Below are 22066 nucleotides of genomic sequence, written 5' to 3'. Positions count from 1 at the left end.
CTCTTGTATCGGTCCGGTGGTGGCGTCAGCCCAGCTTGGCGCCGTTTTGCACCGCCTGCTCGGGGATGGCGATCACCACCGCGCCGTCCGGCCGGTAGAAGCCGGTCAGCAGAAACTCCGACTGGATCGGGCCTATCTGTTTGGGGGGGAAGTTCACCACGGCGACGATCTGGCGGCCCACCAGCTCCTCCGGTTGGTAGAGGTCGGTGATCTGGGCGCTGCTCTTGCGCACCCCGAGCTCGGGGCCGAAATCCGCCCACACCTTGTAGGCCGGACGGCGCGCCTCGGGGAAGGGCTCGACCCGCACCAGGGTGCCCACCCTGAGCTCCACCATCTCGAAATCCTGCCAGCTTATGGTCTGCATCTTGGCTCCTCGTTGCCCATACCTTGCATGAGCCTCAGCATGCCTCGAAACCACCTGCGCCGTCTTCGGCAAACAGCCGCCCGGTTACGGCAAGCGGCCGTTTTGTTGGCGCCAGCGGGAAGGGGTCAGTCCGGTTTCGGCCAGGAAGCGCTCGCCGAAGGCCCCCTGATTCTGGTAACCGCAGCGGCTGGCTATTTCGCCGACAGGCAGAGCGGTGTGGGCGAGCAGGGTACGCGCCAGCGCCATGCGCCGCGCCCGGATGTAGTGGGAGACGCTCATCCCCACCTGCTGCTGGAAGGCGTGCTTGAACTGGCTCTGGCCGAGGCAGGCGATGGCGGCCAGTTGTTCGTTGCTGAGGGGCCCGGCGAGATGAGCCTCGATATGGCGCTGCACCTTGCCGATGCGCGGGGCGAGGCGGGCACGGCCGCGCGAGCCTGCCTGCTGCGCCTCTGCCAGCAGACCCAGCCACACCTGCTCCATGCCGGCCACGTGGCGCCCCTCGGCCACCATGCGGTGCAGGAAGGCGAGGTAGTGGCGCTGGGCCTGGTCCAGTTCGATGAAGGGGCGCTCGCCCAGCTCGCCGGGCAGCCAGTGACTCTCCTGCACCAGAAACGAGAGCGCCGGATCGGCGGCATAGTCGTGCCGCTCACCGGGGGCGATGATGCAGGCAAAGCCGGGCGCGAGCCGCCGCCCCTGGCCCTGCACCTCGATCTCGATGGGACCGTCGAGGGGGATCACCAGCTGGGCATGGTCGTGGCTGTGGCTGCAGATGTCGCTCTGGTAGCGACGCAGGCTGAAAGGGGCGGATAGCGATGACGCGGCCTGGGGCCGCGTCATCGAAGGGGGTTTGCTGTCTGGCATCTGCTGCTGGATTACTCGGCGTCGAAATCTTCGATCTCTTTGCCCAGCGCTTCCATGATGGCACGCGCCTCGGCAGGGACGCTGTCCGGATGATCCTTGCGCAGATCTTCGTCGCAGGGCAGCGGCTGACCGGTGAAGGCGTGCAGGAAGGCTTCGCAGAGCAGCTCGCTGTTGGTCGCATGACGCAGGTTGTTCACCTGACGGCGGGTGCGTTCATCGGTCAACACCTTCAGCACCTTGAGCGGGATCGAGACGGTAATCTTCTTGACCTGTTCGCTCTTCTTACCGTGTTCCGCGTAGGGGCTGACGTAGTCGCCGTTCCACTCTGTACCCATGATCCACCTGTTCTCATTTAGCCGTGAGCGCGGATTTTAACCCTTAAGGAATTTAATGGCAATCCAACAGCAAAGCCATTTAGACGTCTAGAAGTGTTGACGGCCTTTTTAAGCTGGCGTAGTGTGGTTCACCATGAGCCCGCAATGGCGGGATGGCGCGTGGCAGAAACAGCATGCCAGCGTGTGAAGAGACATCAAGGAGAGTGACATGACCCACAAGGCCACCCAGGCAGTGCGCACCGGGATTGAGACTGACCAGCAACACGGTGCCGTGGTGCCGCCCATCTACCTCTCCAGCAACTACACCTTTGCCGACTTTGGCGAGCCCCGTCAATACGATTATGCCCGCTCCGGCAACCCGACCCGCACCAATCTGGCGGACGCGCTGGCGGCGCTGGAAGGGGGCGCCGGCGCCGTGGTGACCGGCACCGGCATGGGGGCCGTTCATCTGGTCACCACCGCCCTGCTCAAGGCGGGGGATCTGCTGATCGCCCCCCACGACTGCTACGGCGGCACCTGGCGCCTGTTCGAGTACCTGGCGGCCAAGGGCCATTACCGGGTGCAGTTCGTCGATCAGGGGGATGCGGCAGCACTGGCCGAGGCACTGGCCCAGCAGCCGGCGCTGGTGTGGGTGGAAACCCCCTCCAACCCGCTGCTGCGGGTGGTGGACATCGCCGCCATCGCCGAGGCGTCCCACGCGGCGGGCGCCAAGGTGGCGGTGGACAACACCTTCCTCTCGCCGCTGTTGCAACAGCCGCTGGCGCTGGGGGCCGATCTGGTGGTGCACTCCACCACCAAGTACATCAACGGCCACTCCGACGTGGTGGGCGGGGTGGCGATCGCCAAGGAACCCGAGCTGGCCGACTCCCTGGTGTGGTGGGCCAACTGTCTGGGGCTCACCTCCGGGGCGTTCGACTCCTACCTCACCCTGCGCGGCCTGCGCACCCTGGCCCCCAGGTTGCGCGCCCATCAGGAGAACACCGACCGCATCCTCGCCTTCCTGCAGCAGCAGCCGCTGGTCAAACGCATCTATCACCCCAGCCTGCCGAGCCATCCGGGCCACGATATTGCGCGCCGTCAACAGTCCGGCTTCGGCGCCATGCTAAGTTTTGAGCTCGATTGCAATGAGGCGGGCATTCGCGCCTTCCTGGCGGCCCTCACCCTCTTCTCGGTGGCCGAATCCCTCGGCGGGGTAGAGAGTCTGGTGGCCCATCCGGCCAGCATGACCCACAGGGCCATGACCCCGGCCGCCCAGCAGGCGGCAGGCATCAGCAGCCAACTGCTGCGGCTGTCGGTCGGTATCGAACACGGTGAGGATCTGGTGGCCGATCTGGCCGCAGCGTTTGCACAGGCACAGCAGGTGGCGAAGTAATGGAACAGCAGCAACAAGGAGAGATCGCGGTGGCAACAGAAGCAGGCTTGAAGCGACGTCACGTCCACAAATTCGGTGGCAGCAGTCTGGCGGATCCGGTCTGTTATCGCCGGGTCGCCAGCATTCTCGAACAACAAGCCGAGCAGCAGGGGGGCGGGCGAGAGCTGGTGGTGGTCTCCGCCGCCGGCAAGACCACCAACCGGCTGATCCAGCTGGTGGAGCTGGCCGAAGCTGGCGATGAAGCCGCCGGCGAGGCCATCTCGGCCCTGCAGGCCTATCAGCAGAGTTTGATCGACGGTTTGCTGGAAGGGGAACTCCACCTCGAGCTGAGCCAGCAGCTGGCCGACGACATGCAACTGATCGCCAAGACCCTGGAGGGACAGTTTGACCGCTTCGAGCGCAACGGCCTGCTCGCCTTTGGCGAGGTGTGGTCGGCGCGCCTGCTGGCGGCCCTACTCACCAGTCGCGGCGACAAGGCCATCTGGCTCGATGCCCGCAGCTTCCTGCGCGCCGAGGATGGTGCTCTGGTCAAGGTGGATACCGCGCTGTCCAGCGAACTGCTCAAGGCGCGGCTGGCGGAACACGCCGGGCGCATCGTGGTGACCGGCTTTATCGCCGCCGACATGGAGGGACGCTCATTGCTGCTCGGCCGCAACGGCTCCGACTACAGCGCCAGCCTGTTGGCCCTGCTGGCGGACGGCGAATCCACCACCATCTGGAGCGACGTGGCCGGGGTCTACAGCGCCGACCCGCGCCGGGTGAAAGAAGCGCGCCTGCTGGAGCGCCTGAGCCTGGCCGAAGCCAACGAGCTGGCCCGCCTCGGCTCCTCGGTATTGCACTCGCGCACCCTGCAACCGGTGGCCGACAGCCGCCAGCGGCTCACCCTGCGCTGCAGCTACAACCCGGACGAGGGCTGCACCCACATTCTGCGCCGTGCCCCCCGCTCCGGCGGCGCCCGCATCGTCTCCTCGGTGGATCAGATCGCCCTGATCGAGCTCAAGGTGCTGCCGCAGACCCATTATGAACAGACGGTGGCCACCATCGAGGCCCATCTGGCCCGCCATCGCCTCAACCCGCTCACCCTGCAGCGCCAGCCAGATCGCCGGATTCTGCGCCTCGCCTACACCCTCGAGGTGGCGCAGGGGGCGTTCGAGCTGCTGCGCGACTTCCAGCTGCAGGGCAGCTTCACCGGTCTTATCCAGCGCGAAGGCTACAGCCTGGTGGCGCTGGTGGGGGCCGGCGTCACCGACAACGCCGAGCAGTGCCACCGCTTCTACCAGCTGCTGGCGGATCAGCCGCTGGAGTTCGTGCAGGTGGCCAAAGACGGCCTGAGTCTGGTGGCCGTGCTGCGCCAGGTGGTGCTGGAGCCACTGCTGATCGCCCTGCACAGCGCCCTGTTCAGCCGCCCGAACCGGGTCGGTCTGGTGGTGTTCGGCAAGGGCAACATCGGCGGCCACTGGCTGAACCTCTATGCCCGCGAGAAGGCGCGGCTCGAGCATGAACTGAACCTGGCGCTCACCCTCTACGGGGTGTTCAGCTCGGAAGGGGGCCTGCTCGATGAAGAGGGGCTGGATCCGCTCAAGGTGCAGGACAACTTCAACCCCAAGCCGCTGATCTGGCCCGAGCTGCTGGCCCAGCTGGAGCAGCACGGCTTCGATACCCTGATTGCGCTGGACATGACCGCCAGCGAGACGGTGAGCCGCTACTACCCGGACTTTGCCCAGCTCGGCATTCACATCATCGCTGCCAACAAGTTTGCCGGCGCCGCCGACAGCGAGTTCTACCAGCGCATCAAGCAGACCTGCCGCGACCATCAGGTGCAGTGGCGCTACAACGCTACCGTGGGCGCTGGGCTGCCGATCCAGTCCAGCATCCAGATGCTGCGCCAGAGCGGCGACCGTATTCAGGGGGTCTCCGGCATCTTCTCCGGCACCCTCTCCTGGCTGTTCCAGCAGTATGACGGCAGTCGTCCCTTCTCCGAGCTGGTGGACGAGGCGTGGCAGCACGGCCTGACCGAGCCGGATCCCCGTGAGGATCTCTCCGGCCAGGATGTGCGGCGCAAGCTGCTCATTCTGGCGCGGGAGGCGGGCTTCGAGCTCGACTCTGCCGACATCGAGCTGGAGAACCTGGTGCCTGTCTCCCTGCGCAAGGTGAGCACGGATCAGTTTATGGACAGGCTCAAGGATCTGGATGACCCGATCCAGACCGCCTTCGAAGGGGCACGCCGGGTCGGCAAGGTGCTGCGCTACGTCGCCCGCTTCGAGCATGACGGCAAGGCGCGGGTCGGGCTGGAGGCGCTGGAGCCCCACCACCCGTTCGCCAATCTGCTGCCGTGCGACAATATCTTCGCCATCGAGAGTGACAGCTATCGCACCAACCCGCTGGTGATCCAGGGGCCGGGCGCCGGTCGGGAAGTGACGGCCGCCGCCATCCAGTACGACCTCTGGCAGATCTGTGCCAGCCTGTAACAGCGGACAAGCCGTTCAGTCAAAGAGGCGCCAGTGGCGCCTCTTTTTATTGTTTAGCGCCAGGTTTTTAGGTCTGCCGGCTGATGTGCCTATCCCGTAAGCGGCCCGTTTTTTAGCTTCTTCAACAGGTTGCTGGCAAGAGTCAGGTAATAACCGGACTTGCACATGTAGCATGAACGGGCATTGCTCCCGCACAGACTGGTCAAGAGCGGGCACGGTATTGGTTCCCCCTCTTATTCGCTGAGGCGAGTACGCTTGTCCAGGTCGCGAGACAGGATGTCGAGCGAGTGGCGCCGGGCCATGGATGGCCCGTCGGCGCGTGCCGTCGGACATGCGGGTGAGCCGAAGGTACCCGACGTAGTCGGGCGAAGAAGCGGGGGAGAAGACCTTTGGTGACTTTGGGTCTTTCCAAAGTCACTCGCCCCAGCCCGAAGGGCGGGCGAAACCCCTTCGAGACCTGCAGGCTTGCATCCACCATCCTATAAAGCTGTAAAGCGAGCGATTGCGCCTGATAGTTAATCGACCCTGCGATTCCATGGCAACGCCTAACAACCAAGGATTCTCCAGCAACGCGGTTCTAGTGGGCCCTGTAGATATGACAAAGGGCGCCGAGGCGCCCTTTGTCATTGAGGGGAGCTTGATAGCCCCGACTATCAACCGGTGTTGCGCATGCCTGCGGCAATACCGGCGATGGTGACCATCAGCGCCTGATCCAGCTCGGGATGCAGGGTCTCGGCATGGTTGCGCGAGCGGCCCAGCAGCTCGACCTGCAGCACGTTGAGCGGGTCTGTGTAGGGGTTGCGCAGCTTGATGGACTCCTTGATCCAGGGCTGGTCGTCGAGCAAGTCGCCCTGCGGGCGCAGCTCCAGCACCACCTGGATGGAGTCGGCAAGCTCCTGACGCAGCTGTTTGCCCAGGCCCCACAGCTCCTTGGGCACCAGCCGGGTGTCGTAGTACTCGGCCAGCCAGACGTCAGCCTTGAGGAACACCATCTCCAGCATCTCGAGGCGGGTGCGGAAGAAGGGCCACTGACGGCTCATCTCTTCCAGCACGCCTTTCTGACCGTCGGCGATGGCTTGCTGCAGCCCCTTGTGGGCACCGAGCCAGGCCGGCAGCATCAGCCGGTTCTGGGTCCAGGCGAAGATCCAGGGGATGGCGCGCAGGCTCTCGACCCCGCCGTTGGGCTTGCGTTTGGAGGGGCGCGAGCCGAGCGGCAGCTTGCCGAGCTCCATCTCGGGGGTGGCGGCGCGGAAGTAGGGCACGAAGTCCGGATGACCGCGCACGATACTGCGGTAGTGATCGCAGGAGACAGACGCCAGCTGCTCCATCACGGCGCGCCAGCACTCCTTGGGCTTGGGCGGTGGCAGCAGGTTCCCCTCCAGCACGGCGCTGGTGTAGAGGTTGAGGCTCTGGATGGCCACCTTGGGCAGGCCGAACTTGAAGCGGATCATCTCGCCCTGTTCGGTCACCCGCAGGCCACCGCGCAGGGATCCTGGCGGTTGCGACAGGATGGCCTGATGGGCAGGCGCGCCACCACGGCCGACGGTACCGCCACGGCCATGGAACAGGGTGAGGCGCAGATTGTTCGCCTCGGCCAGCGCCACCAGGGATTCCATGGCGGCGTACTGGGCCCAGCCGGCGGCCATCATGCCCGCGTCCTTGGCGGAGTCGGAGTAGCCGATCATCACGTACTGACGGCCCTGGATGTAACCGCGATACCAGTCCACCGACAGCAGGCGCTCCATCACGGCGGTGCCCGCCATCAGGTCTTCCTGGGTCTCGAACAGCGGGGCGACCGGCATGCGGAACTTGCAGCCGGCCTCTTTCAGCAGCAGCTGCACCGCCAGCACGTCGGACGGTGCGCCAGCCATGGAGATGATGTAGATGCCGAACGCATCGGGATCGTGCTGGGCGATGACCTTGCAGGTATCCAGGGTCTCGCGGGTCTCGTCGCTCGGCTCCCAGTCGGTCGGGATGAGCGGGCGGCGGGAGTTGAGTTCGTTCAGCAAGAAGGCTTGCTTGTCGTCCTCGCTCCACTCGGCGTAGTCACCCATGCCGAGGTAGCGAGTCAGCTCGGAGAAGACCTGGCCGTGGCGCTCGCCATCCTGGCGGATGTCCAGCTTGACCAGGTGGATGCCGAAACAGGCCAGCTTGCGCAGCACGTCCAGCAGCATGCCGTCGGCGATGTTGCCCATGCCGCAGGCGTGCAGGGAGTGGTAGCAGAGCTCCAGCGGCTCGCGCAGCTGGGCGGTGGTCTTGACCAGATCCCGGCTCTCGCTCGCCTGGCCCTGCACCTTGGCGGTGAGGAACTCCTGGGTCTCGCGCAGCTGTTCGCGCAGCTCGCGTACCAGGGCGCGGTAAGGCTCGGGGTGATCACCGACCCGCTCGCGCACGGCGTCGGTGCAGTCGGACATGGAGAGCTCGGAGGTGAGCTCCTTGATGTCCTTGTAGAACAGGCTCACCGCCATCCAGCGGCCCAGCTCCAGCACCTCGGCGGTCACCTTGGCGGTGACGAAGGGGTTGCCGTCGCGGTCACCGCCCATCCAGGAGGTGAACTTGACCGGCGCGGCATCCAGCGGCAGCCGCACACCCAGGTGGTGTTGCAGCCGTTCGTCCAGATTGCGCATGAATTCGGGGATGGCCGGCCACAGGCTGTTTTCCACCACGGCGAAGCCCCACTTGGCTTCGTCCACCGGGGTCGGACGCTGTTCGCGGATCTCGTTGGTGTGCCAGGCCTGATTGACCAGCTGTTCGATGCGATTGAGGATCTTATCCCGCTCGCGGGGCAGCAGATCGGAGAGTTCCAGCGCCTCGAGGCAGTCGTTGAGCTGCACGTGCTTGTGGATCAGGGTGCGACGGGTCACCTCGGTGGGGTGAGCGGTCAGCACCAGATCGATGTCCAGCTCGCGCACGGCCTGGATGATGGCTTCCTGCGACAGATTGGAGGCTTTCAGCTTGTCGAACATCTGCTCCAGCGGATCCGGGGTGCAGACCTGCTCTTCGCAGCGACGGGAGATGGTGTGGAACTGTTCGGCCACGTTGGCCAGATTGAGAAACTGGCTGAAGGCGCGGGCCACCGGCAGCAGCTCGTCATCGCTCAGGTTGCGCAGGGTATCGAGCAGACGTTCCCGGTCTGTCTCATTGCCTTTGCGGGAGGATTTGGCCAGCTGGCGAATGGTTTCGATCTTGTCGAGGAAGGCCTGTCCCTGATGATCCTTGATGGACTTGCCCAGCAGTTGACCCAGCATGCCTACGTTGGCGCGTAGTGCGGCGTACTTTTCGTTCATTCCACATCCTTATCTTGTTGGTGCCTGACACCCATCCGGGGTGAGAGACGACCTCACTTATTGTTGTGCGATTACAACATATGCTCCGTCATCTTAGGGTGACAATCTACCCAGATTGTCTGCGCAAGGTCAAATAACAGGCCGATTCAGAACATGTATTTCCATCACCTGTCCCGAGGTGCGATGTCATGTAACTTACTTACATTCCCGTCAATTCAGAGACAGAAACGGCGGATCAGGTGCTGCAATACGCGGGTGGTCGGTTTGACGAACGACAGATCCAGATATTCGTCCGGCTGGTGGGCCTGGGCGATGTGGCCGGGGCCCAGCACTATGGTTTCACAACCGAGCTGCTGGATGAAGGGGGCCTCGGTGCAATAGTTCACGGATTCGGCGGCCCGGCCGCTTGCCCGCTCGGCCTCGCGCACCAGCTCGGAGTCACCTTGGCAGGCATAGGCGGGGATCGGCTCGTGCAGGTGCTGCAGGTGCAGGCAACCCGGCTGGTGAATTTCGATGGGGGAGAGCGCCTCTTTGAGCATACCCATCAGCTCATCGGGGCCCACCTGCGGGGTGGGGCGCATGTCGATGTGCAGTTCGCAGCAGCCGCAGATGCGGTTCGGGCTGTCGCCTCCCTGGATGTAGCCGAGGTTCAGGGTCGGCTGCGGCACGGCGAATCTGTGGTCGGCGTACTTCTCCTTCAGGCTGTGCTGCAGCTTGAGCACCTGGCCCATGGCCTGGTGCATGATCTCCAGCGCGTTGACACCGTTGGCGGGATCCGAGCTGTGACCGCTCTTGCCGGTAATGCGGATGGCTTCTGACATGTGCCCCTTGTGGGCCACCACCGGCACCAGCCCGGTTGGCTCGCCAATCACCGCGTAGTCGGGTTTGAGTTCGGCCGCGGCAGCGATGGCGCGGGCCCCCGCCATGGTGGTCTCTTCATCGGCGGTGGCCAGGATGCGTAGCGGCTTGTTGAGCGTCTTGAGATCGATCTCCTTGAGCGCCTCGACGATAAAGGCGAAGAAGCCCTTCATGTCGATGGTACCGAGGCCAAAGAGGCGGTTGCCCTCTTCGGTCACCTTGAAGGGATCCTTGCGCCAGGCGCCTTCATCAAACGGTACCGTATCGGTGTGGCCTGCCAGCAGCAGCCCCCCTTCGCCCTGACCTATCGTCGCCACCAGATTGAACTTGCCCGGCAGATCGGGCAGGGCTGTCACCTCGCACTGAAAGCCGAGCTGACCGAACCAGTCGGCCAACAGCCGGATCACCGCCTCATTGCTCTGATCCCAGCGGGGATCCGTGCTGCTGATGGACGGAATCGCAATAATATTCTTGTAGAGTGAAAAAAAATCCAGATTGGCCACCTGCTCCTCCTTGCTTCCCCGGAATGTTTCTGTTAGAAAATACAAATGCAAAGTGAGTGCATGAATATTCTGTAAGTTTGCCTGAATACGTGGCTCATCGACAAGGCTTCTAGTTGTAAGGGAAAGTTAATGTTCTGTCACCTGATCTATAACCGACGACACACACCCGCCTGAATTGCCCCTCCGCACTTGTGCATGGGGCATCGAACCCCCTTGTGCACCGCAGCACCATGCTGTGAATCTCGAACTCTGACTTGGAATACTCAACATGCTTAACACCGTTATCGTCGGTGCCAGTGGCTACGCGGGAGCCGAGCTGGCCGCCCTGGTCCAGAACCATCCACAACTCAAGCTGTTCGGCCTCTATGTTTCCGCCGGCAGCCAGGACGCCCACAAGCGTTTCTCTTCTCTGCATCCCCAGTGGGTAGGCGCGCTGGATCAGCCGCTGCTGCCGCTGGATGAGGATGGCATGACCCGGATCCTGACCCAGGCCGACTTGGTGCTGCTGGCCACCGCCCACGAGGTGAGTGCCGAGCTTGCACCCAAGTTTCTCGCCAAGGGGCTGCCGGTGTTCGATCTCTCCGGTGCCTTCCGGGTCAGGGATCAGCAGTTCTACGCCTCCTACTACGGCTTCACCCACGAGCGCGAGCAGTGGCTGGATCAGGCCGCCTACGGCCTGGCCGAGTGGAATGCCGAAGCGGTCAAGGCGGCCCAGCTGATTGCCGTGCCCGGTTGCTACCCGACCGCCTCCCTGTGCGCCCTCAAGCCGCTGCAGCAGGCTGGCCTCATCGCCAAGGGGTGGCAGCCCATCATCAATGCCGTCTCCGGGGTCTCCGGTGCCGGTCGCAAGGCGGCCATCAACACCAGCTTCTGCGAGGTGAGCCTCAACCCCTACGGCACCTTCAATCACAGACACCAGCCGGAGATCAGCCACCACCTGGGCAAGGAGGTGCTGTTCCAGCCCCACCTTGGCAACTATGTGCGCGGCATCCTGGCCACCATCTATGTGCAGCTGGCAGACGGCGTGACGCCGACCCAGGTGGATCAGGCCTACCTCAAGGCCTACGAGGGCAAGCCGCTGGTGCGTCTGACCGGCCAGATGCCCTCCATCCGTGGTGTCGCGGGCACCCCGTACTGCGACCTCGCCTGGCAACAGCAGGGCAACATGCTGGTGGTGGTATCCGCCATCGACAACCTGCTCAAGGGCGCCGCCTCCCAGGCCATGCAGTGCATAAATATCAAGTTTGGATTTGAACCGGCCACCGGCCTGATTTAAGGACTCAAGGAAGGATCGCAACGATGGACAAGCAGACTCTGGTAATCAAGTTGGGCGGTGCACTGATCGAAAACGACGAGGCGCTGACGGCCCTGTTCGCCACCCTCAAAACCTTTCTCGACGATCAGCACCGTCCCCTGGTGCTGGTGCACGGCGGCGGCTGCCTGGTGGATGACCTGCTCAAGGGGCTGGGTCTCACCTCCACCAAGAAGAACGGTCTGCGGGTGACCCCGTTCGAGCAGATCCCCTTCATCGCCGGCGCGCTGGCCGGTACCGCCAACAAGATGATGATGGCCAAGGCCATCGCCACCGACATTCCGGCGGTGGGACTCTGTCTGGCGGACGGCGGTCTGTGCCAGGTGACCCAGCTCGACCCGGCACTCGGCGCCGTGGGTGACTGCCAGCCAGGCAACCCGGCACTGGTGGCAGGGATCCTCGCTCAGGGCTTCCTGCCGGTGGTGAGCTCCATCGGCATCACGGCCCAGGGGCAGTTGATGAACGTCAACGCGGATCAGGCGGCCACCGCCATCGCCGAGGCGCTGGGCGCCGACCTGGTGATGCTCTCCGACGTGAGCGGCATCCTGGATGGCAAGGGCAAGCTGGTGCCACAGCTCGACAAGGTGACCGCGCTGGATCTGATGGAGAAGGGGGTGATCAGCGACGGCATGGCGGTCAAGGTGAAAGCCGCCCTGCATGCCGCCGAGACCCTGGGCAAACCGGTCTGTGTCGCCAGCTGGCGCTACCCGGATCAGTTGCTCAAGCTGCTGGCTGGCGGTGCGGTTGGCACCCAGGTCACCCTCTAACCCTGGCCGGAAAAAGGAACATCCGATGCAACATCTTCTGAAAGACAGTGATTTGAGCAAGACCCAGATCGAGGCGCTGATCGCCCTGGGCAAAGCGGTCAAGGCCAATCCGAAAAAGTACGGCCAGGCACTGGCCGGCAAGAGCGTGGTCACCCTGTTCGAGAAACCCTCCCTGCGTACCCGGGTCACCTTCGACATCGGCATCGCCAAGCTGGGTGGCCACAGCGTCTATCTGGATCAGCAGAACGGCGCGCTCGGCAAGCGCGAGTCGGTGAAGGATTTCGCCGCCAACCTGTCGCGCTGGTGTGATGCCATCGTCGCCCGGGTGTTCGATCACCAGACCCTGGTCGAGCTGGCTGAGCACGGCACAGTGCCGGTGGTGAACAGCCTGTGCAACCTCTACCACCCCTGCCAGGGGCTGGCGGATTTCATGACCATCAGCGAACACTACGGCGATCTGTCGAAGGTGAAGCTGGCCTATTTGGGCGATGGCAACAACGTCAGCCACTCCCTGCTGCTGCTGGGGGCGACCCTCGGCACAGACGTGACCCTGGTCTGCCCGAAAGGCCACGGCCCGGATACCCAGATCTTCCTGCAGGCCCAGGCGCTGGCAGCCCGGTCCGGTGCGACCATCCACATCAGCGACGACGTGGCGGCCATCGAAGGGTTTGACGTGGCCTACACGGATACCTGGGTCTCCATGGGTGACAACACGCCAATGGAGCAGGTAAAAGATATCTTTATGCCTTATCAGATCAACCAGGCCCTGCTCGACCGTACCGGCATCCAGCACGTGCTGCACTGCCAGCCGGCGCACCGGGAGCTGGAGATCACCTCTCAGGTCATGGACGGGCCTGGCTCCCTCATCATGGACGAGGCAGAAAACCGGATGCATATCCAGAACGCCGTGCTGCTGACCCTGCTTGGGCACAAATAACGGCAACCGACCCCAAATAACACCCTTTTATCGAATCATCATGGAGAGAAGTAAATGAGCGGAATCAACAAGATCGTACTGGCTTACTCGGGCGGACTGGATACCTCGGCCATCATTCCCTGGCTGAAGGAAAACTATGATGCGGAGATCATCGCTTTCGTCGCCGACGTCGGTCAGGAGCGTGACGATCTGGAAGGGATCGAGCAAAAAGCCATCGCCTCCGGCGCCACCAAGTGCATCGTCAAGGATCTGCGGGAAGAGTTCGTCAAAGAGTACGTCTACCCGACCCTGAAGACCGGCGCCGTCTATGAGGGCACCTACCTGCTGGGTACCTCCATGGCCCGTCCGGTGATCGCCAAGGCGATGGTCGAGGCCGCGCTGGCGGAAGGGGCCGATGCCATCTCCCACGGCTGCACCGGCAAGGGCAACGACCAGGTGCGTTTCGAAGGTGCGGTCGCCGCGCTGGCGCCCCAGCTGAAAGTGATCGCCCCCTGGCGTCTGTGGGACATGCGCTCCCGGGAAGATCTGCTGGCCTACCTGGAGACCCGCAACATCCCCTGCAAGGCGACCCTGAAGAAGATCTACAGCCGCGATGCCAACGCCTGGCACATCTCCACCGAGGGTGGTGAGCTGGAGAGCACCTGGAACGAGCCGTCCGAAGCGGTCTGGCAGTGGACCGTGCCCGCCGAGCAGGCACCGGATCAGCCGGAGTACGTCAAGCTGACCGTGGCCCAGGGTGAAGTGGTGGCCGTTGACGACCAGCCGCTCAGCCCGCACCAGATCCTGATGACCCTGAACGAGCGTGCCGGCAAGCACGGCGTGGGCCGCATCGACATCACCGAAAACCGGATGGTGGGCATGAAGTCCCGCGGCTGCTACGAGACCCCGGGCGGTACCGTGATGGTCGCCGCGCTGCGCGCCGTGGAAGAGCTGGTCTTGGATCGCCCGACCCGCGCCTGGCGGGAAAAGCTGGGTGCCGAGTTCTCCCACCTGGTCTATGACGGTCGCTGGTTCACCCCGCTGTGCAAGGCCATCGTCGCCTCTGCCAACGCCATCGCCGAGGATCTCGACGGTGAAGTGGTGCTGAAGATGTACAAGGGTCAGGTCACCGCGGTGCAGAAGAAGTCGCCGAACAGCCTCTACTCCGAAGACTTCGCCACCTTCGGCGCCGACGAAGTGTACGACCAGAGCCATGCCGAAGGCTTCATCCGTCTCTACACCCTGGCCAGCCGGATCCGCGCCATGAAGGAGCAGCATCAGGCCATCGGTGGCGATCATACCCACGGCTAAGCAAGCGCGATAACCCGTTGATTCCGTTGAGGGGGCATGGCCCCCTCTTCTACAGGCAGAGGGCATGGCCCCTGAGCCATCATCGGCGGGTGTGACAAGAGCGGCAGCGCCCCGGTCGCTTCTGTGAGATAACAGGCTCGCAGAAAAACAGGGCACGATTTCAAGCTCGACGGCGCAAGGCGCCGCCGACAACGCATTCAAGGAGAGCAGTATGGCACTTTGGGGTGGACGCTTCAGTCAGGGAGCCGATAGCCGGTTCAAGCAGTTCAACGATTCGCTGCGGTTCGATTACCGGCTGGCAGAGCAGGATATTCAGGGCTCCATGGCTTGGGCCAAAGCGTTGGTCAAGGTGGGCGTGTTGACCGAGGGTGAACAGGGCAAGTTGCAGCAGGCGATGGAAGTGCTGCTCGCCTCGGTGCAGCAGGATCCTCAGCAGATCCTGATCTCGGATGCGGAAGACATTCACTCCTGGGTTGAGAGTGCGCTTATCGCCGCCGTCGGCGATCTCGGCAAGAAGCTGCACACCGGCCGCTCGCGCAACGATCAGGTTGCCACCGACCTGAAACTCTGGTGCAAGGCGCAGGGCGAGCTGCTGCTCGGCTCCATCACCGCCCTGCAACAGGGGCTGGTCGATTCGGCGCGTGCCAATCAGGCGGCCGTGTTGCCCGGTTACACCCACCTGCAGCGGGCCCAGCCGGTCACCTACGCCCACTGGGCACTGGCCTATGTGGAGATGCTGGAGCGGGATTACTCCCGCCTGCAGGATGCCCTCAAGCGCCTCGACACCAGCCCGCTCGGCTGCGGCGCGCTGGCGGGCACTGCCTATGCCATCGACCGCGAAGCCTTGGCGCTCGACATGGGCTTTGCCGGCGCCACCCGCAACAGTCTGGATTCGGTCTCCGATCGGGATCACGTGGTGGAGCTGATGCACGTGGCATCCCTCTCCATGACCCACCTGTCGCGCTTTGCCGAAGATCTCATCTTCTACAACACCGGCGAGGCGGGCTTTGTCGAGCTCTCCGATGCGGTCACTTCCGGCTCCTCCCTGATGCCGCAGAAGAAAAACCCCGATGCGCTGGAGCTGATCCGCGGCAAGACCGGCCGGGTGGTGGGCGCCCAGATGGGCATGCTGATGAGCCTCAAGGCGCTGCCGCTGGCCTACAACAAGGACATGCAGGAAGACAAGGAGGGGCTGTTCGATGCCCTCGATACCTGGCACGACTGCCTCGATATGGCGGCGCTGGTGCTGATCGATCTGAAGGTCAATGGTGAGCGCACCATGGCGGCGGCGCAGGGCGGCTACGCCAACGCCACCGAGCTGGCGGACTATCTGGTGGCCAAGGGGATTCCGTTCCGTGAGGCGCACCATATCGTCGGTGAAACCGTGGTCTTCGCCATCAGCGTGGGCCGCCCGCTGGAGGAGCTCTCCATCGGCGAGTTCCAGCGCTTCAGCCCGGTGATCGAGTTCGACGTCTACCCCAATCTGGAACTGGAAGCGACCCTGGCCAAGCGGGTCGCCAAAGGCGGTGTCGCCCGCGAGCAGATCGAAGGCGCACTGGTCGCCGCCGAAGCCTGGCTGGCCAAGCGCGGCTGATTGCCAAGACGAATGAAACGAAGAGGGCCCAGGGCCCTCTTTTTTATGTCTATGCCATCGCCTGCCACTCCCGATTGCGCAAGAATGGGCTTCTGCATGGAAGCCAATGCCTCGCTCAAGGAGCCCTTATGTATCAACCACCCCATTTCGCCGTTACCGACTCCGAGACCCAGCACCAGCTGATCCGGGCCTATCCGCTGGGGGCCCTGATCACCCATGGTGAAGGGGGACTGGATGCCAATCATCTGCCATTCGAGCTGGATGCTGGGGAAGGGGTCCATGGCGTCCTGCGTGCCCACGTTGCTCGCAACAACCCGCTCTGGCAGGAGGTGAAAGACGGCGACGACGTGCTGGTGATCTTCAGGGCCGCCGACGGCTACATCTCCCCCAGCTGGTATCCGAGCAAGCATGAGCATCACCAGCAGGTGCCGACCTGGAACTACAGCGTGGTGCATGCTCACGGTCGCATCCAGATCCGCGACGATGCCCGTTTCGTGCGCCGGCTGCTGGCAAATCTGACTCGTCACCATGAGGCTGGAGAGCCGACTCCATGGAAGATGGCGGATGCGCCGCGAGACTATCTCGAGACCATGGTGCAGGCGGTCGTCGGCATCGAAATCGAGATAACCGGGCTGGTCGGCAAGTTCAAACTGGGTCAGAACAAGGAGGCGGCGGATCGCCTGGGAGCGGCCAATACCTTGCAGGATCGCGGGCAGACCGCGCTGGCTGAGGCAATGCTGAGTCCACCTCCTTCACTACCCTAGCGTGACATCATGAGATCCGGCCCGACAAAAACGGCAACCACTAGGTTGCCGTTGTTCATGGTTCCACTCCCGTTCACGCGCTGGCATTGAGCAGCTTGCCGATGCCTTCCCCCTTGCCGTTGGGCAGGGTCTGCTTGAAGGCGTAGAGCAGCTGATCGAGGTTGAGGTCGCTGTTGCCAAGGGAGCCCTTGAGGGTGTCGAGCTCGCTCTGCAGCGCGTCGAGGCGAGTGCTCTGGGTGCCATCGGCCAGCTGGGTGCGGGCGGCGTCGATGGCCTGGGGCAGCGACTGGCCCGAGTACTCCTGACCCAGAGTCTGCATCAGCGCCCCCATGAAGTGGTTGATGGCGGGACGGTTCTGCTCGCTGTTGGCATCCTTGACCCCCAGCCGCTGGAACAGGCTCTGCACCGTGGGGGCGAGCCGTTCTTCCTGCACGGGGGACTCGGCCTTGGCTTGCGGCGTACCATCGCCGAGCAGCTTGCTGCCGAGCTTGAGGGCAAGGGAGGCGAGGGGAAGCAGGGTGCTGATGGCGATCATGATGTCACTCTCCGTACGACTGATGTCATGACGGAGCAGGGAATGGGCCAGCTTGGCGAAAATTCAGCCTGAAAATGGCAGGGGACTGATCCTGCTGTGAATTTAGTTTTTGCCTGGCAGGAGGCGGGTGAGCGTGGGAGGGTGCGGCGGCAAACCCTTGCAGCCCGGGGGCTGGCCGGTTTGCCGCCCGGCTTGCCGGATCAGAGCTCCTTGAACGGGCGGCGCTTCTCCTCCTCGATGACGATGGCCTCCAGATTGGCGATGCGCTCTTGCAGCTGGTTGATGAGCACGTCCTGTTTGCCGAGGCGGTCGGTGATGCGAATATCCCCCAGCTGGTAGCGGGCCCGCTTGCTGAGAAAACCGAACAGTGCGCTGATGAAGACGATCAGCACGATACCGGTCCACATTGTCATGAGTGACTCCTTGCCGATGAACAAACGAGAAAACAGCCTGATGGCCTTCTGTTGTCTCATACCCGATTGCCGGCTGCAATGGCCGGCAACCGGGCACTGCGACCCGCGTCAGATCGTCTGCCAGAGCGGACGGCCGAGCCAGAGCCCCCACAGGGTCAGGTGCAGCAGCACGATAAACCAGAACACCCTGCGATAGCTCCCCTTCTGGGTCTTGTGGCGCAACCAGTGGCGGGCCACCAGGGCCCCTGGCCAGCCACCGAACAGCTCCAGCAGGTGGAGCCGGGATTCGGGGATGCGCCAGCCGCCGCGAATGGCCTGGCGCTTGTCGTGGGCGTAGGCCAGCACCGTCAGCAGGCTCATGGTGGTGACGATGGCGAGCGGCCACCAGTTGGCGTCGGCCAGGCCGAGCCAGGCGGTCCACAGCAGGGGAAGCAGGGCGAGCCAGATCACAGGGCCAGCTCCCAGCCACGGGGGGCGTCCGGGCTCAGGCTGCGGATCACGCGCGCCGGGTTGCCCACCGCCACCGAGTCGGCCGGGATGTCGCGGGTGACCACGGCGCCGGCACCTATGATGGAGCGCGGCCCTATGGTGACGCCGGGGCAGATGATGGCGCCGCCGCCAATCCAGCAGTCATCGCCGATCCGCACCGGCTTGTTGTAGGCGGTCCAGTTGCGTCGCTCCAGATAGTCCATGGTGTGGGTGGCGGTGTAGATCTGCACGTTGGGGGCCAGCAGCACATGGCTGCCGATGTGCACTTCACCCACGTCGAGAATGGTGATGTTGAAGTTGAAGAAGGTCTTCTCGCCGATGTGGATGTTGCGGCCGAATTCGCAGGTGAAGGGAGTGCTGATCCAGCAGGAGTCGGGGCAGTGGCCGAACAGCTCGCCGCACAGGCGCTGGCGCAGGGCTTCGTCACCGGCCGGGGAGGCGTTGAGTTGTGCCAGCAGCGCCTGACCGCGGATCCGGTCGTTCGCTATCTCCTCGCTCTGGCTGTCCAGGGCGCCGCCCGCCAGTACCTTGTCCCAATCGCTTGCCATGCTACAGCTCCTCTCATGTGCCAAGAGGAGCCAGTATACGCGAGCACTCTGGTGGCGTCAGGCTGTCACTTGCTGCAAGCTCAGGCGCCGGGCCAGATCAGCGGCAGGATCAGCAGGGCCGAGACGAAGTAGGGCAGCAGCACCCGCAGCCCCAGCCGGCGGCCGCCGATCCCCAGGGCCAGCAGCCCCTTCACCAGCGAGTTGACCAGCCCGGCCAGCAGGATGCCGCGGGCCGCCACCTCCAGCGCCAGCTCCTTATGGGAGAGCTGGGAGAGTGACAAGGTGATGGCGTCCACGTCGGTGATGCCGGAGACCAGCGACAGCAGGTAGACCCCGGAGTTGCCCACCTTGCTCTGCAGCAGGGTGGCCATGAAGCCGATCAGCGCCAGCAGCAGGCCGAACTTGATGGCGGTGGCCAGATCGAGCGGGTTGCTGGTCTGGGGCTGCACCGGGCCGTCGGTCAGCTCTTCGCGCTGGCGCCAGAACCAGAAGGCGAAGCCGTAGACGGTGGCCGCCAGCAGCAGCAGGGGCGCCGCCAGACGCATCGCCAGTTCGCTGTGAATGAGCAGCACCAGCACCAGCAGCCGCAGCCACATGGTGGCCCCCGCCAGCAGGATGCCGGTGGCCAGCAGCCGCTCCAGCCCGCCCTGCTCCTTGTTGAGGCGGGCGAACTGCAGGGTGAGGGCGGTGGAAGAGGCGAGCCCCGCCAGTATGCTGGTGAGCACCAGCCCGGCGCGGGTGCCGAGCAGGCGTACCGCGAAGTGGCCGCAAAACGAGATGCCGGCGATCACCACCACCATCAGCCAGATCTTGAAGGGGTTGAAGGCATCGAGCGGCCCCATCTCCTCGTTGGGCAGCACCGGCAGCAGCACCAGCGAGATGAGCAGAAAGCGCAGGGTGGCGTGAAATTCGGTCTCGCTCAGAAACAGCATTCCCTGCTGGATCTTGCCCTTGAGCCCCATCAGCAGGGCCGCCAGCACGGCGCAGGCCACCGCCTCGCTCGGGCTCAGCAGCACCGACATCAGCCCCAGCAGATAGGTGAGCAGCATGGCCACCGAGCTGGTGAGGCCGAACTCCCCCTGCCAGCGCTGGGCCAGCCAGACCGAGAGGCCGCAACCCGTCACCACCGCCAGCAGACCGAGCAGCGGCAGCCAGGGGCCCAGGGTGGGCAGCAGCAGGGCGCAGACCCCGCCGAGCAGACCGATGAGGCCGTAGGTGCGCATCCCGGCGATGCGTTGGTTGTCCCCCAGCTGGCGCACCTGCCAGCCCCGCTCCAGACCGATGATGAGGCCGATGGCCAGCGACACCAGGGCGCCATTGACGGGTTCTGCATTGATCCACATAACGACTTCCTTTTCGTCATCTGCCTGCCTTGTTTCCATGATGGCACAGCCGGCACCGGGCCAGCGCGGCCTGGCTCACAGAGTGCGCGAATGGCGCCCGGGGCCTCCTGATATGAGCAAATGAGATAAGCAAAGCGTTATTTCTTGGTTCTCGGCATAACAAGCCCACGGCATGCTGCATTCAACCCAACGAGATATGGAGTATCCCCATGAAACTGCGAATGACCGCCCTGACCCTGCTCTCCCTGCTGGCCCTCGGTCAGGCCAATGCCGCCGAGATCCGCCTGCTCAACGTCTCCTACGATCCGACCCGCGAACTGTTCCAGGAGTACAACGGCGCCTTCGCCAAGGAGTGGAAGGCGAAGACCGGCGACGATGTGGTGGTCAGCCAGTCCCATGGCGGCTCCGGCAAGCAGGCGCGCGCCGTGGTGGACGGGCTGGAGGCGGACGTGGTGTCGCTGGCGCTGGCCTATGACGTCGATGCCGTGGCCAAGCAGGGGCTGATTGCCGCTGACTGGCAGAGCCGGCTGGCCAACAATGCGGCACCCTACACCTCCACCATCGTGTTCCTGGTGCGCAAGGACAATCCCAAGCAGATCAAGGACTGGGATGATCTGGTGCGCAAGGACGTGGCCATCGTCACCCCCAACCCCAAGACCTCCGGCGGGGCGCGCTGGAACTACCTGGCTGCCTGGGGCTATGCCCTGAAGAAGAGCGGCAGCGAGGAGGGGGCCAAGCAGTTCGTCGGCGATCTCTACAAGAACGTGAAGGTGCTGGACTCCGGTGCCCGTGGCGCCACCACCAGCTTCATCGAGCGCGGCCTCGGCGATGTGCTGCTGGCCTGGGAGAACGAAGCCCTGCTGGTGCTGGGTCAGCCCGGCAACAGCGACAAGTTCGAGCTGGTGGTGCCGTCTGTCTCCATCCTGGCCGAGCCGCCGGTGGCGGTGGTGGACAAGGTAGCCAAGAAGCACGGCACCGAGGCGGTGGCCAAGGCTTACCTCGATTACCTCTACTCCGACGAGGGGCAGCGCATCATCGCCAAATATCACTATCGCCCCAGCAACCCGGCGATCCTGAAGGAGACCGCGGCCCAGTTCCCGCAACTGGCGCTGTTCACCGTCAAGGATCTGGAAGGGGATTGGGACAAGGCGCAGAAGAAGCACTTCGCCCAGGGCGCCCTGTTTGACCAGATCTACCAGCCGGGTCGCTAAGCGGCCGGCCATCGCCCACTTAACTGGCCCCTGTGCCAGCTGATAGGAGCACCAAGATGAACAAGATCCTCCTGGTTCCCGGTCTGCACAACAGTGGGCCGGATCACTGGCAGAGCCACTGGCACCAATACTTCCCCCACTGGCAGCGGATGGTGGGGTTGCCGTGGGATCGGCCTGACCTCACGGTCTGGAGCGCCAAGCTGGCGAGCAAGCTGCGCAGCCGGCGCGGCCGTGCTCACCTGGTGGCTCACTCCTTCGGCGCGCTGGCGGCCATCACGGCGGCGCGCCAGCAGCCCGACAAGGTGGCCTCGCTGTTCATCGTGGCCCCGGCGGATCCGGCCCGCTTCGGCTTGCCAGACGATCTGCTGGCAGGCTCGCTCAAGGTGTCGGCCCAGCTGGTGGCCAGCCGCAACGATCCCTGGATGAGTTTTGAGCGGGCCGAGTACTGGAGCCGCCAGTGGCAGGTGCCGCTGTTCGATGCGGGCGAGGTGGGCCACATCAATGCCCAGTCCGGCCACGGCGAGTGGAACCAGGGGCTCAATCTGCTCGGCACCCTCTATCGGCGGGCCGAGATGGTGGTGGAGCCGACGCCGGCGGTGTGGGAGCGGCGGGCAGCCTTGAGTTTTCGCTGAGCGGCGAGCGTTGATCACAGAGGTTTGGAATAGAGAAGGAGGGCAGGCACCCGACACCACGACAGTCTGATTTGGATAGCTTGGTACATTGCACGACGCTCCATTTTTAGGTCTTTTATTTATATAAAAGACCTTTTTTTCATTTTATAGCTCTAAAAGCCTTGTCCGCCGCTGTTAGACAAA

General features: G+C 63.9%; 20 protein-coding genes. 10 read left to right on the top strand and 10 right to left on the bottom strand.

The genetic code is table 11. The features are described from left to right. Window positions 1–25 precede the first annotated feature (25 nt). The 3 genes from ACB032_RS12905 to metJ all read right to left on the bottom strand — a co-directional run bounded on the left by ACB032_RS12905 (window position 26) and on the right by metJ (window position 1560). Complete coding sequence (locus ACB032_RS12905) at window positions 26–364, bottom strand: tRNA-binding protein (protein WP_016349351.1); 339 nt, start codon at window positions 362–364, stop codon at window positions 26–28. An 84-nt stretch (window positions 365–448) separates the two neighbouring features. After that, window positions 449–1201, bottom strand: a complete 753-nt coding sequence (locus ACB032_RS12900) for a helix-turn-helix domain-containing protein (RefSeq protein WP_371138053.1) — start codon at window positions 1199–1201, stop codon at window positions 449–451. A gap of 35 nt (window positions 1202–1236) precedes the next feature. After that, window positions 1237–1560 carry a met regulon transcriptional regulator MetJ gene (gene metJ / locus ACB032_RS12895; protein ID WP_005308521.1) on the bottom strand — a complete coding sequence of 108 codons (324 nt, stop codon included), beginning with the start codon at window positions 1558–1560 and terminating at the stop codon, window positions 1237–1239. Between the two features lie 208 nt (window positions 1561–1768). On the opposite strand from metJ, the gene metB reads away from it, so the two are divergent. Next, window positions 1769–2932, top strand: a complete 1164-nt coding sequence (gene metB, locus ACB032_RS12890) for a cystathionine gamma-synthase (protein ID WP_139396787.1) — start codon at window positions 1769–1771, stop codon at window positions 2930–2932. Then, on the top strand, window positions 2932–5400 hold the full coding sequence (locus tag ACB032_RS12885; protein ID WP_371138052.1) for a bifunctional aspartate kinase/homoserine dehydrogenase II: 2469 nt from the start codon (window positions 2932–2934) through the stop codon (window positions 5398–5400). Before metB ends, ACB032_RS12885 begins: the two co-directional genes overlap by 1 nt. Before the next feature lie 653 nt (window positions 5401–6053). On the opposite strand, the gene ppc is transcribed toward ACB032_RS12885, so the two are convergent. Next, entirely contained in the window at window positions 6054–8687 is a 2634-nt protein-coding gene (gene ppc, locus ACB032_RS12880; RefSeq protein ID WP_005308531.1) for a phosphoenolpyruvate carboxylase, read from the bottom strand. A 215-nt stretch (window positions 8688–8902) separates the two neighbouring features. Further along, window positions 8903–10048 carry an acetylornithine deacetylase gene (gene argE, locus ACB032_RS12875; RefSeq protein WP_371138051.1) on the bottom strand — a complete coding sequence of 382 codons (1146 nt, stop codon included), beginning with the start codon at window positions 10046–10048 and terminating at the stop codon, window positions 8903–8905. Between the two features lie 268 nt (window positions 10049–10316). On the opposite strand from argE, the gene argC reads away from it, so the two are divergent. The 6 genes from argC (at window position 10317) to ACB032_RS12845 (ending at window position 16712) form a co-directional block, all read left to right on the top strand. Next, the gene (argC, locus tag ACB032_RS12870; protein WP_219312905.1) at window positions 10317–11324 is read left to right on the top strand and encodes an N-acetyl-gamma-glutamyl-phosphate reductase; all 1008 of its coding nucleotides are present in this window, start codon (window positions 10317–10319) and stop codon (window positions 11322–11324) included. A gap of 23 nt (window positions 11325–11347) precedes the next feature. Beyond that, complete coding sequence (gene argB / locus ACB032_RS12865) at window positions 11348–12127, top strand: acetylglutamate kinase (RefSeq protein ID WP_219312903.1); 780 nt, start codon at window positions 11348–11350, stop codon at window positions 12125–12127. Window positions 12128–12152: 25 nt separating this feature from the next. Continuing rightward, the gene (locus ACB032_RS12860; protein ID WP_219312901.1) at window positions 12153–13064 is read left to right on the top strand and encodes an ornithine carbamoyltransferase; all 912 of its coding nucleotides are present in this window, start codon (window positions 12153–12155) and stop codon (window positions 13062–13064) included. Between the two features lie 54 nt (window positions 13065–13118). Next, window positions 13119–14354: an argininosuccinate synthase gene (locus ACB032_RS12855; RefSeq protein WP_016349361.1), complete on the top strand. Its 1236-nt coding sequence runs from the start codon at window positions 13119–13121 to the stop codon at window positions 14352–14354. A 211-nt stretch (window positions 14355–14565) separates the two neighbouring features. After that, window positions 14566–15948 carry an argininosuccinate lyase gene (gene argH / locus ACB032_RS12850; protein ID WP_371138050.1) on the top strand — a complete coding sequence of 461 codons (1383 nt, stop codon included), beginning with the start codon at window positions 14566–14568 and terminating at the stop codon, window positions 15946–15948. Between the two features lie 128 nt (window positions 15949–16076). Then, a complete protein-coding gene (locus ACB032_RS12845; RefSeq protein ID WP_371138049.1) occupies window positions 16077–16712 on the top strand; it encodes an FMN-binding negative transcriptional regulator in 636 nt (211 codons plus the stop codon). A 73-nt stretch (window positions 16713–16785) separates the two neighbouring features. Here the strand turns inward: ACB032_RS12845 and ACB032_RS12840 are convergent, their stop codons facing one another. From ACB032_RS12840 to ACB032_RS12820, 5 genes are all read right to left on the bottom strand, one after another. Continuing rightward, a complete protein-coding gene (locus tag ACB032_RS12840; protein ID WP_371138048.1) occupies window positions 16786–17247 on the bottom strand; it encodes a hypothetical protein in 462 nt (153 codons plus the stop codon). Between the two features lie 200 nt (window positions 17248–17447). Continuing rightward, window positions 17448–17660, bottom strand: coding sequence for a hypothetical protein (locus ACB032_RS12835; RefSeq protein WP_016349365.1), 213 nt, complete (start codon window positions 17658–17660; stop codon window positions 17448–17450). 108 nt (window positions 17661–17768) lie between these two features. Beyond that, complete coding sequence (locus ACB032_RS12830) at window positions 17769–18110, bottom strand: DUF1294 domain-containing protein (RefSeq protein ID WP_011704568.1); 342 nt, start codon at window positions 18108–18110, stop codon at window positions 17769–17771. Next, on the bottom strand, window positions 18107–18697 hold the full coding sequence (locus ACB032_RS12825; protein ID WP_016349367.1) for a sugar O-acetyltransferase: 591 nt from the start codon (window positions 18695–18697) through the stop codon (window positions 18107–18109). The genes ACB032_RS12830 and ACB032_RS12825 overlap by 4 nt, the downstream gene beginning before the upstream one ends. An 80-nt stretch (window positions 18698–18777) precedes the next feature. Next, window positions 18778–20040: an MgtC/SapB family protein gene (locus ACB032_RS12820; RefSeq protein ID WP_016349368.1), complete on the bottom strand. Its 1263-nt coding sequence runs from the start codon at window positions 20038–20040 to the stop codon at window positions 18778–18780. A gap of 209 nt (window positions 20041–20249) precedes the next feature. Between ACB032_RS12820 and ACB032_RS12815 the strand changes: the two genes are divergently transcribed. Continuing rightward, window positions 20250–21251, top strand: coding sequence for a sulfate ABC transporter substrate-binding protein (locus ACB032_RS12815; protein ID WP_029304545.1), 1002 nt, complete (start codon window positions 20250–20252; stop codon window positions 21249–21251). 56 nt (window positions 21252–21307) lie between these two features. Beyond that, window positions 21308–21883, top strand: a complete 576-nt coding sequence (locus ACB032_RS12810; protein WP_371138047.1) for an RBBP9/YdeN family alpha/beta hydrolase — start codon at window positions 21308–21310, stop codon at window positions 21881–21883. Window positions 21884–22066: the final 183 nt, after the last annotated feature.

It is taken from the genome of Aeromonas sp. S5(2024), assembly GCF_041403025.1.
Classification (GTDB): Bacteria; Pseudomonadota; Gammaproteobacteria; order Enterobacterales; family Aeromonadaceae; genus Aeromonas; species Aeromonas hydrophila.
This window is presented reverse-complemented; position numbering and strand designations above follow the sequence as displayed.

Coding starts and splice junctions, on each gene's coding strand:
- ACB032_RS12905 (WP_016349351.1), bottom strand. CDS start 364: ATGCAGACCATAAGCTGGCAGGATTTCGAGATGGTGGAGCTCAGGGTG.
- ACB032_RS12900 (WP_371138053.1), bottom strand. CDS start 1,201: ATGACGCGGCCCCAGGCCGCGTCATCGCTATCCGCCCCTTTCAGCCTG.
- metJ (WP_005308521.1), bottom strand. CDS start 1,560: ATGGGTACAGAGTGGAACGGCGACTACGTCAGCCCCTACGCGGAACAC.
- metB (WP_139396787.1), top strand. CDS start 1,769: ATGACCCACAAGGCCACCCAGGCAGTGCGCACCGGGATTGAGACTGAC.
- ACB032_RS12885 (WP_371138052.1), top strand. CDS start 2,932: ATGGAACAGCAGCAACAAGGAGAGATCGCGGTGGCAACAGAAGCAGGC.
- ppc (WP_005308531.1), bottom strand. CDS start 8,687: ATGAACGAAAAGTACGCCGCACTACGCGCCAACGTAGGCATGCTGGGT.
- argC (WP_219312905.1), top strand. CDS start 10,317: ATGCTTAACACCGTTATCGTCGGTGCCAGTGGCTACGCGGGAGCCGAG.
- argB (WP_219312903.1), top strand. CDS start 11,348: ATGGACAAGCAGACTCTGGTAATCAAGTTGGGCGGTGCACTGATCGAA.
- ACB032_RS12860 (WP_219312901.1), top strand. CDS start 12,153: ATGCAACATCTTCTGAAAGACAGTGATTTGAGCAAGACCCAGATCGAG.
- ACB032_RS12855 (WP_016349361.1), top strand. CDS start 13,119: ATGAGCGGAATCAACAAGATCGTACTGGCTTACTCGGGCGGACTGGAT.
- argH (WP_371138050.1), top strand. CDS start 14,566: ATGGCACTTTGGGGTGGACGCTTCAGTCAGGGAGCCGATAGCCGGTTC.
- ACB032_RS12845 (WP_371138049.1), top strand. CDS start 16,077: ATGTATCAACCACCCCATTTCGCCGTTACCGACTCCGAGACCCAGCAC.
- ACB032_RS12840 (WP_371138048.1), bottom strand. CDS start 17,247: ATGATCGCCATCAGCACCCTGCTTCCCCTCGCCTCCCTTGCCCTCAAG.
- ACB032_RS12835 (WP_016349365.1), bottom strand. CDS start 17,660: ATGACAATGTGGACCGGTATCGTGCTGATCGTCTTCATCAGCGCACTG.
- ACB032_RS12825 (WP_016349367.1), bottom strand. CDS start 18,697: ATGGCAAGCGATTGGGACAAGGTACTGGCGGGCGGCGCCCTGGACAGC.
- ACB032_RS12820 (WP_016349368.1), bottom strand. CDS start 20,040: ATGTGGATCAATGCAGAACCCGTCAATGGCGCCCTGGTGTCGCTGGCC.
- ACB032_RS12815 (WP_029304545.1), top strand. CDS start 20,250: ATGAAACTGCGAATGACCGCCCTGACCCTGCTCTCCCTGCTGGCCCTC.
- ACB032_RS12810 (WP_371138047.1), top strand. CDS start 21,308: ATGAACAAGATCCTCCTGGTTCCCGGTCTGCACAACAGTGGGCCGGAT.